14 protein-coding genes are annotated in these 16,231 nt (G+C 40.1%); 8 read left to right on the forward strand and 6 right to left on the reverse strand.

Annotated elements, in window-relative coordinates:
- Positions 1 to 11 precede the first annotated feature (11 nt).
- The 5 genes from CQZ96_RS05485 to CQZ96_RS05505 all read right to left on the reverse strand — a co-directional run bounded on the left by CQZ96_RS05485 (position 12) and on the right by CQZ96_RS05505 (position 7,225).
- Positions 12 to 437: a YbaN family protein gene (locus CQZ96_RS05485; RefSeq protein WP_004721341.1), complete on the reverse strand. Its 426-nt coding sequence runs from the start codon at positions 435 to 437 to the stop codon at positions 12 to 14.
- Between the two features lie 31 nt (positions 438 to 468).
- The gene (locus CQZ96_RS05490) at positions 469 to 1,065 is read right to left on the reverse strand and encodes a biliverdin-producing heme oxygenase (protein ID WP_004721344.1); all 597 of its coding nucleotides are present in this window, start codon (positions 1,063 to 1,065) and stop codon (positions 469 to 471) included.
- Between the two features lie 41 nt (positions 1,066 to 1,106).
- Positions 1,107 to 1,964, reverse strand: a complete 858-nt coding sequence (locus tag CQZ96_RS05495) for an energy transducer TonB family protein (protein ID WP_105712955.1) — start codon at positions 1,962 to 1,964, stop codon at positions 1,107 to 1,109.
- 903 nt (positions 1,965 to 2,867) lie between these two features.
- Entirely contained in the window at positions 2,868 to 5,984 is a 3,117-nt protein-coding gene (locus tag CQZ96_RS05500; RefSeq protein WP_105712956.1) for a multidrug efflux RND transporter permease subunit, read from the reverse strand.
- Complete coding sequence (locus tag CQZ96_RS05505; protein WP_105712957.1) at positions 5,981 to 7,225, reverse strand: efflux RND transporter periplasmic adaptor subunit; 1,245 nt, start codon at positions 7,223 to 7,225, stop codon at positions 5,981 to 5,983. The genes CQZ96_RS05500 and CQZ96_RS05505 overlap by 4 nt, the downstream gene beginning before the upstream one ends.
- 136 nt (positions 7,226 to 7,361) lie before the next feature.
- On the opposite strand from CQZ96_RS05505, the gene adeR reads away from it, so the two are divergent.
- On the forward strand, positions 7,362 to 8,093 hold the full coding sequence (gene adeR, locus CQZ96_RS05510; RefSeq protein WP_105712958.1) for an efflux system response regulator transcription factor AdeR: 732 nt from the start codon (positions 7,362 to 7,364) through the stop codon (positions 8,091 to 8,093).
- Positions 8,083 to 9,174, forward strand: coding sequence for a two-component sensor histidine kinase AdeS (gene adeS / locus CQZ96_RS05515; protein WP_105712959.1), 1,092 nt, complete (start codon positions 8,083 to 8,085; stop codon positions 9,172 to 9,174). The genes adeR and adeS overlap by 11 nt, the downstream gene beginning before the upstream one ends.
- Before the next feature lie 176 nt (positions 9,175 to 9,350).
- Here adeS and mobR read toward each other — a convergent pair whose 3' ends face one another.
- Complete coding sequence (gene mobR, locus CQZ96_RS05520; protein ID WP_034615101.1) at positions 9,351 to 11,033, reverse strand: phenol degradation transcriptional regulator MobR; 1,683 nt, start codon at positions 11,031 to 11,033, stop codon at positions 9,351 to 9,353.
- 406 nt (positions 11,034 to 11,439) lie between these two features.
- Here mobR and CQZ96_RS05525 point away from each other — a divergent pair, with 406 nt between their 5' ends.
- From CQZ96_RS05525 to CQZ96_RS05550, 6 genes are all read left to right on the forward strand, one after another.
- On the forward strand, positions 11,440 to 11,730 hold the full coding sequence (locus CQZ96_RS05525) for a phenol hydroxylase subunit (protein ID WP_056512494.1): 291 nt from the start codon (positions 11,440 to 11,442) through the stop codon (positions 11,728 to 11,730).
- A gap of 18 nt (positions 11,731 to 11,748) precedes the next feature.
- Positions 11,749 to 12,750, forward strand: coding sequence for an aromatic/alkene monooxygenase hydroxylase subunit beta (locus CQZ96_RS05530; protein ID WP_105712960.1), 1,002 nt, complete (start codon positions 11,749 to 11,751; stop codon positions 12,748 to 12,750).
- 12 nt (positions 12,751 to 12,762) lie between these two features.
- Positions 12,763 to 13,032, forward strand: coding sequence for an MmoB/DmpM family protein (locus CQZ96_RS05535; protein WP_004721361.1), 270 nt, complete (start codon positions 12,763 to 12,765; stop codon positions 13,030 to 13,032).
- 67 nt (positions 13,033 to 13,099) lie between these two features.
- The gene (locus tag CQZ96_RS05540; protein WP_004820631.1) at positions 13,100 to 14,626 is read left to right on the forward strand and encodes an aromatic/alkene/methane monooxygenase hydroxylase/oxygenase subunit alpha; all 1,527 of its coding nucleotides are present in this window, start codon (positions 13,100 to 13,102) and stop codon (positions 14,624 to 14,626) included.
- Between the two features lie 94 nt (positions 14,627 to 14,720).
- The gene (locus CQZ96_RS05545) at positions 14,721 to 15,083 is read left to right on the forward strand and encodes a phenol hydroxylase subunit P4 (protein WP_105712961.1); all 363 of its coding nucleotides are present in this window, start codon (positions 14,721 to 14,723) and stop codon (positions 15,081 to 15,083) included.
- 11 nt (positions 15,084 to 15,094) lie between these two features.
- Positions 15,095 to 16,156 carry an NADH:ubiquinone reductase (Na(+)-transporting) subunit F gene (locus tag CQZ96_RS05550; protein ID WP_105712962.1) on the forward strand — a complete coding sequence of 354 codons (1,062 nt, stop codon included), beginning with the start codon at positions 15,095 to 15,097 and terminating at the stop codon, positions 16,154 to 16,156.
- Positions 16,157 to 16,231: the final 75 nt, after the last annotated feature.

Below are 16,231 nucleotides of genomic sequence, written 5' to 3' on the forward strand. Positions count from 1 at the left end.
ATTATCCTCATTTATGCTTTTAACCACATCCACAATTGCACACAAACCATCATCAAAACAATGGTCCCTACTGCCCATGGATGAGGCACAGTCCAAATTAAAATTCCAGCAGCCACACTCATACTGGCCAAAGAAAATAGTTTTACTTTTACAGGTAAAGTTCGTTTGAGTTGCCATTGCTGTAAAATTGGAGCAATGACTTTATTATTAACAATCCACTGATGCATTCGCTGCGAACCCTTTGCAGCAAACAACGTCGCAAGAAAATAAAAATCAAACGTAGGCAAACCAGGAACCACCAAACCGATCGTCCCTAAGACCAGACATAACCCCGCCAGTGCAATACAGATCCAGCGAACCAACCATGACTTCGCCAATCTCGGCTCCGACATAGAAATACTGGTATTTAGATTGGTCTCTGACCCCGTTTGCTTCATTGCTTGATTTCCTTTATCCATCATCAATTATTTATTTCAGTGTTTTTAATTGTGCTAAAAGTTCACCAAAACGATGAAAGCCTTGCATAGCCCCCTCAATAATCAATTGCTGTTCCTCTAAACTAAAATTTGCATCATCTAGGGTTTGCTTGAAACGCTTCCACACTAATCCACGACCCTCTGGATATGCTGCTAAGTTACGTGCAGCAAAATCAGCATTAAAGCCAAATCTAGCCTGAGCCTCTTTGAGTAAAAATGCTGCGCCTAAGGTTGAACCTTCTGAAACATAAATCCAGCCCAAAGATTGTGGAAAACTGATTTCATCTGTTGCAATACCCTGCTGCTGAGGCGTTAAACCTAAATCAGCCAAGTCTTGTAAAGCTGCATCGGAACGCCCACGCACATCTAAATCGGGAATCAATTGTTCAACCTGTGAATCTTGATAAAGATGTTCAACATCTTTCTGAAAATAATATTGCGACAGGGTGAATTGCGCATAATTCTCTTTACTCTCAAACGCGCCTGATTGCTGCATCAAAATTTCCATACGTTCATGCTCTGCCAGTGTTTCTTGTTTCAAGCGTTGCATTAAACTACTGCTGATCACTTTTTCTGTTGATGCGTTCATAAAAACTCCTAAATAAACCCTTTCATTGTTTAATGATCCAATCAGCGATTACGACCAAGCTTAAGCTGAATGGGAAAATCCACCACGATTGCCAATGCTTCACCATTGACAATATGTGGTTTAAATTTTGCTTTTTGTGCAGCTTGTATAGCTCTTTCATCCAAACTACTGATGCCTGAGCTTTGCTTTACTCTGACATCTATTGGCTGCCCTTGTGGATTGATTTTGATGGTGAGAACCAACAAGCGCTGCTGGTTTTGCAATTCGCGATCATCGTAATTAAGCTTGCCAAAGCTGAGTACATCAACCCGACTCACGGGAAGCGGTTGCTGTGGTTGAGAAGTAGAGGCAGCGTTTTGTTCTTTTTTATTGTCTTTGCCTGCTTCACCACCGGCACGTTTGGCTATCTCATTTGACTGACCAGAAGCAGTCTGTTCAGTATTCGCAGATGATTTCGTTTCAGTGAATGTTTGCGTTGACTGACGATTTGATTCAGATTTACTTTCCGTCTGTTGATCGGTTGGTTTTTTTTCTTGTGTTTTCGTTGTCTGTTGTGTTGTTTGATCCATCTTCAACTTTTTTGACTCAGTACTGTGTATCACTTTGACCTGTTGTTGATGTTGTACCGCTGTTGCTACTGTAGATTGAGGTTGTGCTTTTGATTGCGTTGCAGCTTGCTCTGATGCCATCTGCAGCTTTGTACTGCTTTGTTGTACAACATCGGTTTTGTTCAAGCTGATAAAACGAATTTGAATCGCATTTTCAGGTGAATGTGATTCAATACGAACATCTGTTTTTAAATAAGACAAAGACCATAACAACAATATATGACTGATCACTACCCCACAAAACGTAGAGTATTTTTGCTTATCATTTGAAGCGAGAATTACAGCAGACATAGGCTTAGATACAGCACAAATAAATGTAGCGCATTTGCTGAGTGCTGGATAAAACCCTGTGCTTTTCTTGTCTGCTCAATCTATTGTATTGCGTTGTACTGTTCATGAATCCTTCCTGCTTCGTCTATCAGATCAATTGCCGTGAATTTAAAAAACACTGCCTTTATCTATATAGACGAATGAGAAGGCAAAAATGCCTAATGAGAAATGTAATTAAATGTAAATAAGAATGGTTTAGAAGAGGTAATTTGACGATAAAATGCGGGGAACTAACCATATCTATTCAAATGTAAAGTCAATCTGTCAAAAAACTCAGACACATGAATATTATTTCCATTAATTAATATTTTCTATTAAATCAAATATATGTAAAAAAGTTTTTCGGTTATAAAAAAGTTTACACTGCCACTTCTTACATTCAAAGTTTAAATATCTTTGCGTAGGCGATGCCTCACTTTTCAGAGATGAAAAGATGACAAAAATCTTCCGTTGGGCGAGGGGTACGTCCTGTACCCCCGCCCAACAGCGACATCCATGTCGCCCCACGGTAGGATCATCATCTATGATTCAAAAGCACAAAAACGAATTGATAACCAACAGTTTCTAAAAGTTCATACAAAAACTTAAGCTTCATTGATGAACAATGACTTGATGGAAATCATTTGTATGAATTATTAGGTGGTTTGTCTATATAACAATAAACTTATATAAATAATGCAGTTAAAACAACTGACCTGTATATCTAAAGAAAACTATACGAGATAAAAATAATAGGAGGAAAAATTAGGTCATCTAAATGAATGCATATAATAAATGCGGTGATTCGCTAGAAATATTGTAGAGAACAAATGCTTATCCTCTACAAAACACAAGACTAAAAATTAAAAGCTTAACGCAGAGCGCTTAAGGCAGTTTACGTACAGGTAAAGCTTTGCCACGTAATTTCTCAACAGCACTGAGAATAAACACAAAAAATACTGGGACAAAAAAGATTGCAAGTATCGTCGCACTGACCATACCACCAAAAACCCCTGTACCAATCGCATGTTGAGTTTCAGAACTTGCACCTGTAGCAATCACCAATGGAATTACACCAGCGGTAAAAGCCAAGGATGTCATCAAGATCGGTCTTAAACGAAGTTTGGCAGCTGCAACAGTGGCTTCAATCAGAGTCATTCCCTCTTCTTTTAGCATTTTGGCAAATTCAACAATCAAAATGGCATTTTTTGCAGATAATCCAATGATGGTAATTAAACCCACTTTAAAGAAAATATCATTGGGAATCCCTCGGATCCATACTGCAACCACTGCACCAATCATACCTAAAGGTACAACCAACATCACCGACAATGGAATCGACCAACTTTCATAAAGGGCAGCAAGGACGAGGAAGACCACCAACATTGACAATGCCAATAAGAAATTGGTTTGTGCTTCGGACTGTTTTTCCTCCAAAGATTGCCCTGTCCACTCATAACCAATTCCTTTTGGTAATTGCTCAATCAATCGCTCCATTTCCTTCATCACTACCCCTGAAGAAACCCCTTCTGCGCCTGCCCCTGCAATACTCAATGATGGTCGTCCATTATAGCGATTGTACTGCTGCGGAGACTGTGTCCACACAGGTGTAACAATCTCAGACAGTTTAACCAGTGCTCCAGTCTTATTAACCGCATTCAAATTTAGAATATCAGTGACTTTCATCCGTGAATCGGCATCGACTTGAACAATCACTTGCTGCATTCGTCCTTGATTTGGAAAATCATTGACATACATTGAGCCCATTGAAGATGAAATGGTGTCTGTCACATCAGCAAAATTCACACCTAAAGCTTCTGCCTTATTCCGATCAATTTTTAAATCGACATTACTGCCTGATGGTAAACCCTCTGGATAAACATAAGCCAGTTTTTTACTGGTTGCTGCAAGACCAATCAACTGTGCTTGTGCCTCATTCAAAGCTTGCATTCCAAGATTACCGCGATCTTGTAAACGTAAAGTAAAGCCCGAAGTTGTTCCCATTTCTTCAATTGCTGGCGGTAAAACAGACATAATCGTACCTTCTGCACTTTCTGCCATGGCCGCATTTACAGCGTTAACCTCATCTGCAGCAGAGGTATTTCTGTCTTTGAAATCTTTTAAATTTGTAAAGGCAATGGCAGTGTTATTGCCAGAACCACTAAAGCCAAACCCGAGTACAGAGACATTTTCTTTAATACTTTCTCTGCTTTTTAAATGTTCCTCAAACGATTTTACAATGGTCAATGTACGCTCTTGACTGGCATCTGCAGGCAATTGAAATGAGGTGATAAATGAGCCTTGGTCTTCTTCAGGTAAAAAAGCGGTTGGGATCGATTTAAACGCAAATAATAAGAAACCTGTCAGGACAACAAATACAATCATCACAGTAAAAATGTGTTTTAACAATTTCACTAAAATTGCTTCATACTTTTTATTGACGCGGTCAAAAAAGCGATCAAACCACGCAAAGAAGCCCTTTTTCTGATGATCGGCTTCAATCGGTTTTAACAAGGTTGCACAAAGTGCAGGGGTTAAGGTCAGTGCTAAAAATGCTGAGAATGCAATGGATACCGCCATGGTCACGGTAAATTGTCTATAGATAATCCCTACCGAACCACTGGCAAAGGCCATTGGTAAAAATACCGCCACCAGTACCAAGGTTATCCCGATGATTGGACTGGTAATTTCTTGCATTGCTTTAGAAGTCGCATCAACAGGTGATAAGCCTTCCGTTGCCATGATACGTTCCACATTTTCAATCACCACAATCGCATCATCGACAATAATACCGATGGCTAAAACCATACCAAACATGGTTAAAACATTGACCGAAAAACCACTGATCAACATCACTGCAAATGTGCCCAGAAGTGCAATCGGTGCAACAATTGAAGGGATCAAGGTGTAACGAATGTTATGTAAAAATAAATACATGACAAGGAAAACCAACACCATTGCTTCCAGCAAAGTCATGATTACTTTTTCAATCGAAATTTTAACAAACGGCACAGTATCATAAGGAATCGAATATTGCATCCCCTTTGGTAAAACCTTGCTCAACTCCTCAACTTTTGCTTTGACCGCTTCAGAGGTCTTAACCGCATTCCCGCCTGGGCTCATTTGAATCGCCAAAGCGGTTGCTGGCTTTCCATTTTCTAAAATAGAAAAACTATAGGTTTGCGCCCCAAGCTCCACCCGTGCAACATCTTTAAGTGTGACTTGTGCGCCACTCTGATTGGCACGCAAAGTAATATTTTGAAATTCTTCCACTGTACTTAACTGCCCTTCAGCCGTTAATGGCAGTGTAATCATCTGTCCTTGGACCGCAGGCAAACTCCCGACACTTCCCGGAGATATCGGCGTATTTTGTGCTTGAATGGCATTTGTGACATCTTTAATCGACAGCTGATAAGACACCAGTTTGTTTGGATCTATCCAAATACGCATGGCTTTTTCAGATCCAAAAGATTGGATACGTCCAACCCCATCAACCCGTTTTAATTCTTCAACCACATTTCGAACCAAATAATCACTTAAATCAATTTCTTTAAATTGATCATTTGGTGAGTTGATTCCGACCATCATCAGAAATCCAGAAGATGCCGCTTCAACAATCAGTCCTTGCTGTCTAACAGATTGTGGCAATCTCGGTTCGATAGACTTTAGTTTATTTTGCACATCTACCTGAGCCAACTCTGGATCAGTCCCCGGTTTAAATGTGGCGGTGATACTCGCTTGACCACTGGCATCTGAGGTGGCGCTGTAATAAAGTAAATTCTTTACTCCCGATAACTCTCTCTCAATCAAGGTAACAACACTATCATTCAAGGTTTCTGGTGTTGCTCCCGGATAGGTTGCATAGATACTAATCGAAGGTGGTGCAACTGAAGGAAAACGAGAAATCGGCAACTTTGGAATACTTAAGACACCAAACAGAATAATAAAGAGTGCAATTACCCAAGCAAAAATTGGCCGTTTAATAAAGAACTGCGATATCATAATTTTTCTCCTATATTCGGAGAAGACTGACCTGCCGTGCTTTGATCACTGCCCTTATTTTGTGCTTGCGTGCCCCCAACATCGGTTATGTATTGCGACTTCCACTGGGTTATTTTTAAAGGCTGTTCTGGCTGTTGAATTCGATCATGCCCCTCAACGATGACTTTTTCACCAGCTTTAATTCCACTATTCACCACATAGAAACCTTTATATAACTGCCCTAAACTCACTGGACGTGTTTCAGCAGTCTGATTTGCTTTTACAATCATCAGTTGTGCTTGACCTGAAATATCTCTTTGCACAGCTTGCTCAGGTACAAGTAAGGCATTGGGTTGTGATGCTCTGTTTAAACCAACTCTGACATACATCCCTGGCAATAATTTCCGTTGAGGGTTATTTACTTCCACACGGATGGTGACATCACCCGTATTAGGATCTACGCTGGTATCTGAGAATAAAATCTTTCCAGTCACTGGATACAATTTACCCTGACTATTGGATATGCTGACATCAGCACCACCACGTTGTAACAACGAACCATCATTCAAACGATCTTGCAATTGCTCATATTCAGAAATTGATTGTTTAACATCAACATAGACTTTATCTAACTGATGTACCAAAGCCATTGGATTGGTATCGCTGGTGCTGACCAATGCACCTTCGGTTACCAGCAACTTACCAATTTGACCTGAAATCGGAGCGCGTACAGTCGCATAGCGTAAGTTTAAATTTTGTCGTGCCAATGCTGCCTTGGTTTGAGCAACTTCAGCCAAAGCCTGTTGATAAGCGGCTTCCGTATTATTAAATTCCTGTTTACTAATGGCATTGGAAGGAAGCAGTTGTCGATATCGCTCCTGTTGCGTTTTTAGACGCACCACTTCTGCCTGTGCTTTTGCCAATAAAGCCTGATTACTATTGACATCTGCTTGAAGAATTTCCGAATTGATCTTAAATAAGGGTTGTCCAGCCTTAACTTCACTGCCTTGGGTAAACAGCACCTTTTCAATAATTCCGCCAACTTGTGGGCGAATTTCTGAAATTCGATAGGCTTGTACACGTGCAGGTAAGTTTTCAATCAAATGAATATCTTGCTGTTGAACGGTATAAATACTGACTTTGGCTGGTGCAGCCTGCTGTGCTTGTTCTGCTTCAGCATTTCCTGAGCGATTACATCCAGTTAACGCACTCCCACTTAAAACAACCAATAAAATAATAAAAAAATAAGGCTTAGGCATCATCTGCACCCAGAGTTCTAGATATGACGATTATTGGCAATATTTGTGTACTTAGCGTCACCAAAGTGTGGAGATTGTGTGGATATAGCCACTAAAAATAAATTATGATGGGCCTGTATCCATTTTAAAGTATCCAGCAATGGGCAATATTTCTTTTGCGTCTGATCCAGCCAGTAAACAAATTTTAGTCGTTGAAGATGATTATGATATCGGCGATATTGTGGAGCATTATCTGAAAAAAAATGGCTTCAATGTGCTTAGAGCACTTAATGGACAGCAAGCCATCGAAATACATGCGCAGCAACAGATTGATCTGGTGATTCTTGACGTGAAATTGCCGATCTTAAATGGTTGGGAAGTTTTAAATCATATTCGTCAATCCAAACAAACCCCTGTGATTATGCTGACCGCATTAGATCAAGAAGTGGATAAAGTCACAGCACTTAGAATCGGCGCTGATGACTTTGTGGTAAAACCATTTAATCCAAATGAAATTATTGCCAGAGTTGAGGCAGTATTGAGAAGAAGTGCAATGTCATCTCAGGCGAAAGCCCAAATCATTAGCTTTAAATCAATTGAAATTAATACAGAAACACTTTGTGTATACATTATCAAAGAACATTCGAAAGCACTGTTAAACCTTACCTTAACGGAATTTAAGATTCTTGCGTTGATGTCGCAAGCACCCTACAAGGTTTTTACCCGATCAGAATTAATGAACCATTGCTTGCCTGATGGTGATGCCTTAGAGCGTACTGTAGACAGTCATATCAGTAAATTACGTAAAAAACTGGAAGATCATCATCAAACTGACTTACTGATCAATGTCCGTGGTGTTGGCTATCGTTTAAGGCATAATGATGAAAAATAACATTGGAATTAGCCGCCAGCTGATTATCACCATGGCCAAAGTGAGCTTATTGACCACTTGTTTTTCCTTGATTTTTGGCTATTTGACTTATTTTGTTGCCATCGAGTTTAAATTGGTCTCGCTAGAACAGTTAAATTCTGAGGATTGGTCATTTAATTTGATTGATCTGATCTGGATTTTACTGGTGACTTTATGCGGTTCATTAACCTCTGTTTATTTAGGATTAAAATTAGCGCAACGCTTTATCGCCCCGCTAAATTCTTTAGCCATTGCAGCAAGAGAAATTAGTTTGGGCAATCTTTCCGTAAGAGCGCAATTGGACAATCCCTCTTCTGTCGCTGAAATCACAAAGATGATCAATGATTTTAATCGTATGGCAGAAAAACTGGAAATCTCAGTCAACAATGCATCTATTTGGAATGCCGCAATTGCACATGAATTAAGAACACCTGTGACCATCTTACAAGGTCGCTTACAAGGCGTGCTTGACGATATATTTACCCCAGATAAAGCCCTATTAAAAAATTTGCTCAATCAAGTTGAGCAACTGTCATTTTTAATCGAAGATCTAAGAACCCTAAGTCTGGCGGATAATCAACAACTTCGACTTAACCTAGAGTCAGTTTGTCTATCTGACGTCATTACACAATCTGTAAACTTACTTCAAGACCGTTTTGATCAAGCAAAATTAGTCATCGAAACCGATCTATCAGATCAAGCCTGCTTTTTTGACCGACAACGGCTTGAACAGATTTTAATTGCGTTATTTGAAAATGAAATTCGTTATGCACAGGCAGGGATTTTACGGATTAGCACCCAAAAAAAATCAGAAGGTTTGGTTTTAACCATTGAAGATCAAGGACCCGGTATTGCAGATCAGCATATCCCCTTTATATTTGATGCGTTTTATCGACTTGAAGAATCCAGAGGCAAGAAGAATGGTGGCAGTGGTTTAGGTCTATCTGTTGTCAATGCAATTATGATCGCGCATGAAGGTCGGATTGAATATTCCAAGTCACAAGCTTTAGGGGGAAGTTGTTTTAGTATTTTATTTAAGCCCGACGATTTAAATAAAATATAAGATCAGCATCCAAGTGTAAAATCGACTTCATTGAAACAAGCATTCAACTCATCTGTTTTAAATTGACAACTATCAGCAACTATAGACAGATAACATAGCGGCCTGTAGCTGATCAAAGCGCTATCCAAACACATTTCTATGGCTATTGGTCTATGGTTATTGGGACCTATTTGATTTTAACCTAGCGTAATTTTCTTTAAACGGTAATCCAATGTTGCCCGACTAATTCCAAGCATACGGGCAGCTTCTGATACATTCTGTTGGCTTTTATCCATAGCGCTACGAATAATATTTTGTTCAAGTTGATCTAAAGAGAAATTCTCACTAAATAAATCCTCTACATTGATCAGCGATTGTGCAGTTTCACCCACTGCTTCTAAATCTTTATGTTGAGGAAACAAACTGTCCAATTTAATTTCCTGTTGATGATCGGTCAGTAAAGTGGCTCTTTCCAATAAGTTTTCCAACTCACGAATATTGCCAGGCCAATCATATTTCATCATAAAGTTTTTCGCTTTATCACTGAGCCCTTTTAGGGTCTTGTTATACATATTTTCAAAGCGTGCCAAAAAGTGATTAATCAGCAAGGGAATATCTTCTCTTCGCTCACGTAAAGGCGGAATAATCACAGGAAAAATATTTAAGCGATAATATAAATCTGCACGGAATTTTCCATCTTTAACGGCCTGCTCTAAATCCTCATTGGTCGCAGCAACAAGTCTGACATCGACTTGGCGGGTGCGACTATCTCCTACCCGTTCAAACTCACCTTCTTGCAGCATCCGTAATAACGCAGCTTGTGCGCGTGGTGAAAGCTCAACCACTTCATCTAGAAAAATAGTTCCGCCATGGGCACGTTCAAATTTTCCCATTCGAGATTGAACCGCACCAGTAAATGCGCCTTTTTCCACCCCAAACAGTTCTGACTCAATCAGATCAGGAGGAATACAGGCACAATTCACAGCCACAAATGGTTGCGCTTGGCGCTGACTGCCATTATGAATACCCCGTGCAAATGCTTCTTTGCCAACGCCTGTTTCACCCTGTAATAAAACTGCGACTTTACTCCCTGCTGCTTTTTTAAGTAGATCACAGACTTTGCGGTAGGCGACCGACTCGCCAACTGCATTAAACATGGTGTAATCACTTTCAGCATCGGTATAGATATTTTTCTTTAATTGATTGAGTTCCGCCTGTAAGGCAATGATTTCATCTGAGACGGCATCGGGTGACATAAAGCGAATCAACTCATCGGCATTTTCCCATTCACTCAACGGCTTCCCAATGATTCGACAATGCTCATCACCTTGAGCAACGCAATGTGTCTCTTGATAGATAATGGTCTGCCCCATGACAAAGCTGCTATAGCCACAGGCATAGCCCAATAACATCCAACAAGCAGGTTGATCTGAAGCACCAAATTCACTTAAATGCACCTCTGCCTCAAATGAATTAAGCCAGTTAAAATCAGCATAAAACTGTTTTAAATCATGACTTAAATGCAGCTCATTGACGTCAACCTGCACCATACCACGGATGCCATGCATTTGCGGTCCAGCCATAAAAGCTTCTGCTTCATTTAAATTTGGTCGTAGTTTTGAGGTCACTTCTGCATCGCGCATGCCAGCTTGGTAACCACAACGAATAAAAAAGCGTTTAGTGCGTTCAAGCCCCAACATTTGATAAAGATCTTTTCTTAAAAAGCCCAGAATACTGGTATGCATCAACAGCATTCGATTTTCATCAAACCAGATTTGTCCGTGTTGAGCATCAAAAACGATTTTATCGAGTAAATCTTGAATATCTTTGTTCTGTTCCAGTATTTTTTTATATACCTTCACATCTTTGGCTGGGGGCATAATATATCCATCCTTGGCTATATGTCTTTGTGAATGCAATCTTGATATTACCTAATTCTGAACCAAAAGCTTCACTACCTTTTCTTATATTTTCATACCTTTAAGGTATATTGTTTTTATTTTAACCAATATCAAGTCTTTATTGGTTTTTATAAACATTAACTCGACCTTTCCCCATCAAAATCACTGTTTCATCTTTTGATGAAATCAGCATCTCTTTACGTTCATTATTTGATGAAAATAATGCTGTTGTGCTTCATATCCTCATGAACAAAAAATATTAAATATTTGAATTTTAATTAAATTTTAAAGTTGGCACGACTTTTGGAATATCTAGAGCAAACCTAGCACATGAGCATGAAGCTCTACATCGAAATTGTTTTGATGTTGATAAAAGGATAAGCACATGATTGACGCTAAACAGCCTACCGCATTGGTCAAATATATCCGTATTACTGGTGAGCGGAATGCCAAATTTGTCGAGTTCGATTTTGCCATTCAAGACCCCACGCTTTTTGTTGAACTGATTCTCCCCCAACAGGCTTTTCAGCATTTTTGTGAAATTAATCATGTCATTGAAATGACCGCAGAACAACAAGCTTGGAATGATGCGCAGGAAGATAAATGGCGTTATGGCATTGAACCGACTGTTTTAAATCATGCTCGCCAACATTCTGATCAAGAAGATCAGGCTTAATTCTACAAGGAGAAGCTAATGACTTTAGAAATTAAAACATCCAATTTGCAACCGATTCGTCAGACTTATGCGTATATCGAACGCCGTTTTGGAGTCAAGCCCGCAACACGCTACCAAGAAGTCAGCTTTGATATTCAAGCTTCGACAAACTTTCACTATCGCCCCTTGTGGAAGCCAGACAAAACCTTAAATGATAAAACCCATACGGCTTTGCAAATGCAAGATTGGTATGCATTTAAAGACCCTCGCCAATTTTATTACGGTGCTTATGTGCAACATCGTGCACGTCTGCAAGATACCGCTGAAAGTCATTATGCTTTTTTTGAAAAACGTCAGTTGGTCAATAATCTCAGTGATGAAGTGAAACAAAAAATCATCCAGTGTTTATTACCTTTTCGCTATGTCGAACAAACGGCCAACTTACATATGATGTCAGGCAGTGCCTATGGTTATGGCACCGTCATCACCCAAGCATGTATTTTTGCAGCAATGGATCGTCTCGGTATGGCGCAATACATTTCACGTATTGGCTTAATCCTCGATGGCAATACAGGTGAATCATTACAGCAAGCCAAACACGCTTGGCTAAATGATGAAACTTGGCAACCCTTACGTAAACTTTGTGAACAAAGCCTAACCGAACAAGACTGGTTCAAACTTTACATTCTGCAAAATCTGTTGATTGACAGCATGTTACAAGAGCTGGTTTTTGCACAGCTGGATGAATGGCTGGTTGAAAATGGCGGGCGTGATATTGCCATTCTTACTGAATTTATGAAGGACTGTTTAACTGATTTAGCGAAGTGGTCAGACAGTGTTTTAAAAACTGCAATTTTAGAATCTGAAGACAATAAAACCCTGATTCAATCATGGATCACGGAATTACTACCACAAGTTAAACAAGCATTTAGTGCTTGGGCACAAACCGCACTTACGGATTCTGGGATTGATTCAGGTCTAAATAAGATCTCTGAACGTAGCAAAAAAGCCGGCAACATTTTACTCGATTTAGCAGCATAAGGATTTGCCATCATGACCTCTAAAGTTTATTTAGCATTGCAAGACAATGACACCTCACGCTACATCATTGAAGCGATTGAACAGGACAATCCTGAAGCAACAATTCAATATCTTCCCGCGATGATTCGGGTCGAAAGCACTGGCGAGCTGGTGGTACGTGCAGAAACAGTATCAGAAAAACTTGGGCAAAACTGGGATATCCAAGAACTACAACTCAACATGATTACCTTGGGTGGCAATGTTGATGAAGATGATGACAGTTTTACCTTGAAGTGGAACTAAGCCGTACTTCCCCTAGATTTAAAGCATAAATAGCAGGCAGCTGCATGTAAGTTAAAGGATGATCAAAATGAATAGCCAAGCCAAAGTAAACAATAAAAAGCTCAATGCCAAAGAACGTTATCGGATACTCACCCGTGATCTAGATTGGGACTTTTCCTATGCAGATCGTAAAGATGCCTTTCCGTATGAAGAGTTTGAAGGCATCAAAATTACCGACTGGTCGAAATGGGAAGATCCTTTCCGTTTAACCATGGATAACTATTGGAAATACCAAGCAGAAAAAGAAAAGAAGCTATATGCCATTTTTGATGCTTTTGCACAAAACAATGGGCAAATGAATGTTTCAAATGAACGTTATGTCAACGCGATTAAACTGTTTTTAACCGCGGTAACCCCGCTTGAGTATCAAGCGTACCAAGGCTATGCCCATGTTGGGCGTCAGTTCAGTGGCATTGGTGCACGTATCGCCTCGCAAATGCAATCCATTGATGAATTACGTCATGTACAAACCCAGATTCATGCGATGAGCCATTACAACAAGTTCTTTGATGGCTTCCAAGACTGGGCACATATGCATGACCGGGTCTGGTACTTGTCTGTACCTAAATCATTCTTTGAAGATGCACGTTCAGCGGGGCCTTTTGAGTTTTTATTAGCAATCAGCTTTGCCTTTGAATATGTCCTAACTAACTTATTGTTCGTTCCTTTCATGTCGGGAGCAGCTTACAACGGTGATATGGCAACCGTAACATTTGGCTTTAGTGCACAATCAGACGAAGCACGCCACATGACGCTAGGACTGGAAATTGTAAAATTCTTACTGGAACAGCACGAAGATAATGTGCCAATCGTACAAGAATGGATTGATAAATGGTTCTGGCGAGGAACTCGCCTACTCTCCATCGTCGGCATGATGATGGATTACATGTTGCCAAATAAAGTCATGTCATGGAAAGAAGCTTGGGAAACTTATTTTGAAGAAGCAGGTGGCGCTTTATTTAAAGACTTAAGTCGCTACGGGATTCGTATGCCGAAATATAGTGAAGTGATTAGCAAAGAGAAAGAACATGTTTCGCATCAAGCATGGTGGATTTTCTATAACTTCGGTCATGCAGCAGGCTTCCATACGTGGATTCCAACAGATGAGGAAATGGATTGGCTCTCAGAAAAATATCCTGACACGTTTGATAAATACTATCGCCCACGTTGGGAACTTGCTCGAAAAATGGAAGCTGAAGGTAAACGCTTCTATAGCGCGGGTTTACCTCAATTGTGCCAAGTGTGCCAAATTCCAATGACCTTTACTGAAATGGATGGTGACCCAACGCTATTTAGCTACCGCGATTCAATTTACAAAGATGAACGTTACCACACTTGCTCTGATGGTTGTCATGACATTTTTGAACGCGAACCTGAGAAATACATCCAAGCGTGGCTGCCTGTACATCAAATTTTGCAGGGTAACTGTGGTGGTCCAGATTTAGAAAGTATTTTAAGGGATTACTACAACTTTAATGTCGGTGCAGACAATCTCGATATTGAAGGTTCACCTGACCAACAGCGCTGGAAAAAGTGGAAAGGCAACGCAGCTTAAACCCTCATCCAAAAATTAAAAAATAAACAATGGATGTTGTCTAACTCGACAGCATCCGCTCAAGGATTTATTCAAAAGTTTAAGGAAATACACCATGACTGTACAAGCGATTGTTGAAAAATATCAATTTGAACCACTAGACCTACAACAAAATTACGGCGAAAACATGTTGTTGTTTATTGGTTGGGATCATCACACCTTATTTTGTTCGGCACATGCTTTTGTGGTTTCACCAAAACAAAGCTTACAAGCCTTGATTGATGGGCAAATTCAGGCGGGTTTTGAGCAACATCCCGATTTTAGACATATTGATTGGTCTAAAGTTGAATTCCGTTTAAACCGTAATCTTTTACAGGCTGATTTTTCTAAGTCCCTAGAAGATTTGGGTTTTGATCATAAATCTCTCCTGCGCTTTGTAACGCCTGATTTAGCAGGTTACCAAGGCACACATGTTTAAGGAGAACACAGATGAGCTATCAAGTCACGATTGAACCAGCAGGAACCATCATTCAAGTTGAAGAGGATCAAACCATTTTAGATGCAGCATTGCGTCAAGGTATTTGGTTGCCCTTTGCTTGCGGACATGGCACTTGCGGTACATGTAAAGTTCAAGTCACAGACGGCTTTTATGATGTAGGTGAAGCCTCACCATTTGCACTTATGGACATTGAACGTGAAGAAAATAAAGTGTTGGCTTGTTGTTGCAAGCCAGAATCTGACATGGTCATCGAAACTGATGTGGATGAAGACGAGGATTTCTTAGGCTATTTAGTCCAAGACTACCAAGCTAAGGTTATTGAAATAACGGATTTATCGCCAACGATTAAAGGTGTCCGACTTCAACTTGATCGACCAATGCAGTTTCAAGCAGGCCAATACATCAATATCCAACTCCCTAATATTGAAGGAACCCGGGCATTTTCAATCGCCAATACACCGAGCGAAGCAAATCTGATCGAATTACATATTCGTAAAGTGCAAGGGGGTGCTGCAACACGCTATGTGCATGATGAACTGAGTGTTGGTGAAGAAATGGCGCTTTCAGGACCTTATGGACAATTTTTTGTGCGTAAGTCTGATCAGCAAAATGTCATTTTCATTGCAGGTGGTTCAGGGCTTTCAAGCCCTCAATCGATGATTCTGGATCTTTTAGAACAAGGTGACACCCGTATCATTTATTTGTTCCAAGGTGCACGGGATGTTGCTGAATTATATAACCGTGAAAAATTCGAACAGCTTGTCAAAGAATATCCAAATTTCAGATACATCCCTGCTTTAAATGCGCCTAAGCCAGAAGACCAATGGACAGGGTTTACAGGTTATGTACATGAAGCGGTTGCCAATTATTTTGAAAATAAATGCAGTGGGCACAAAGCATATTTATGTGGCCCGCCACCGATGATTGATGCCGCCATCTCCACCTTGATGCAAAGCCGTTTATTTGAAAAAGACATCCATACCGAACGCTTTTTAAGTGCTGCAGATGGTGCAAATGGGCAATCACGTTCGGCACTTTTTAGACACATCTAAAGCTGAGTGGTTGAACCCTTAAATTATCCAATATAGCAACACCAGCTTGAGTGATCTGCACCGATTCCAGATCAC

Origin of the sequence: Acinetobacter sp. MYb10, assembly GCF_002980175.2 — a bacterium.
GTDB classification, from domain to species: domain Bacteria; phylum Pseudomonadota; class Gammaproteobacteria; order Pseudomonadales; family Moraxellaceae; genus Acinetobacter; species Acinetobacter guillouiae.

What these genes read in the sequence shown, in the direction of transcription:
- CQZ96_RS05550 (WP_105712962.1), top strand. Translation starts at nt 15,095, where the DNA reads ATGAGCTATCAAGTCACGATTGAACCAGCAGGAACCATCATTCAAGTT.
- adeS (WP_105712959.1), top strand. Translation starts at nt 8,083, where the DNA reads ATGAAAAATAACATTGGAATTAGCCGCCAGCTGATTATCACCATGGCC.
- CQZ96_RS05545 (WP_105712961.1), top strand. Translation starts at nt 14,721, where the DNA reads ATGACTGTACAAGCGATTGTTGAAAAATATCAATTTGAACCACTAGAC.
- CQZ96_RS05530 (WP_105712960.1), top strand. Translation starts at nt 11,749, where the DNA reads ATGACTTTAGAAATTAAAACATCCAATTTGCAACCGATTCGTCAGACT.
- CQZ96_RS05485 (WP_004721341.1), bottom strand. Translation starts at nt 437, where the DNA reads ATGAAGCAAACGGGGTCAGAGACCAATCTAAATACCAGTATTTCTATG.
- mobR (WP_034615101.1), bottom strand. Translation starts at nt 11,033, where the DNA reads ATGCCCCCAGCCAAAGATGTGAAGGTATATAAAAAAATACTGGAACAG.
- CQZ96_RS05525 (WP_056512494.1), top strand. Translation starts at nt 11,440, where the DNA reads ATGATTGACGCTAAACAGCCTACCGCATTGGTCAAATATATCCGTATT.
- CQZ96_RS05495 (WP_105712955.1), bottom strand. Translation starts at nt 1,964, where the DNA reads ATGTCTGCTGTAATTCTCGCTTCAAATGATAAGCAAAAATACTCTACG.
- CQZ96_RS05490 (WP_004721344.1), bottom strand. Translation starts at nt 1,065, where the DNA reads ATGAACGCATCAACAGAAAAAGTGATCAGCAGTAGTTTAATGCAACGC.
- adeR (WP_105712958.1), top strand. Translation starts at nt 7,362, where the DNA reads ATGGGCAATATTTCTTTTGCGTCTGATCCAGCCAGTAAACAAATTTTA.
- CQZ96_RS05535 (WP_004721361.1), top strand. Translation starts at nt 12,763, where the DNA reads ATGACCTCTAAAGTTTATTTAGCATTGCAAGACAATGACACCTCACGC.
- CQZ96_RS05540 (WP_004820631.1), top strand. Translation starts at nt 13,100, where the DNA reads ATGAATAGCCAAGCCAAAGTAAACAATAAAAAGCTCAATGCCAAAGAA.
- CQZ96_RS05500 (WP_105712956.1), bottom strand. Translation starts at nt 5,984, where the DNA reads ATGATATCGCAGTTCTTTATTAAACGGCCAATTTTTGCTTGGGTAATT.
- CQZ96_RS05505 (WP_105712957.1), bottom strand. Translation starts at nt 7,225, where the DNA reads ATGATGCCTAAGCCTTATTTTTTTATTATTTTATTGGTTGTTTTAAGT.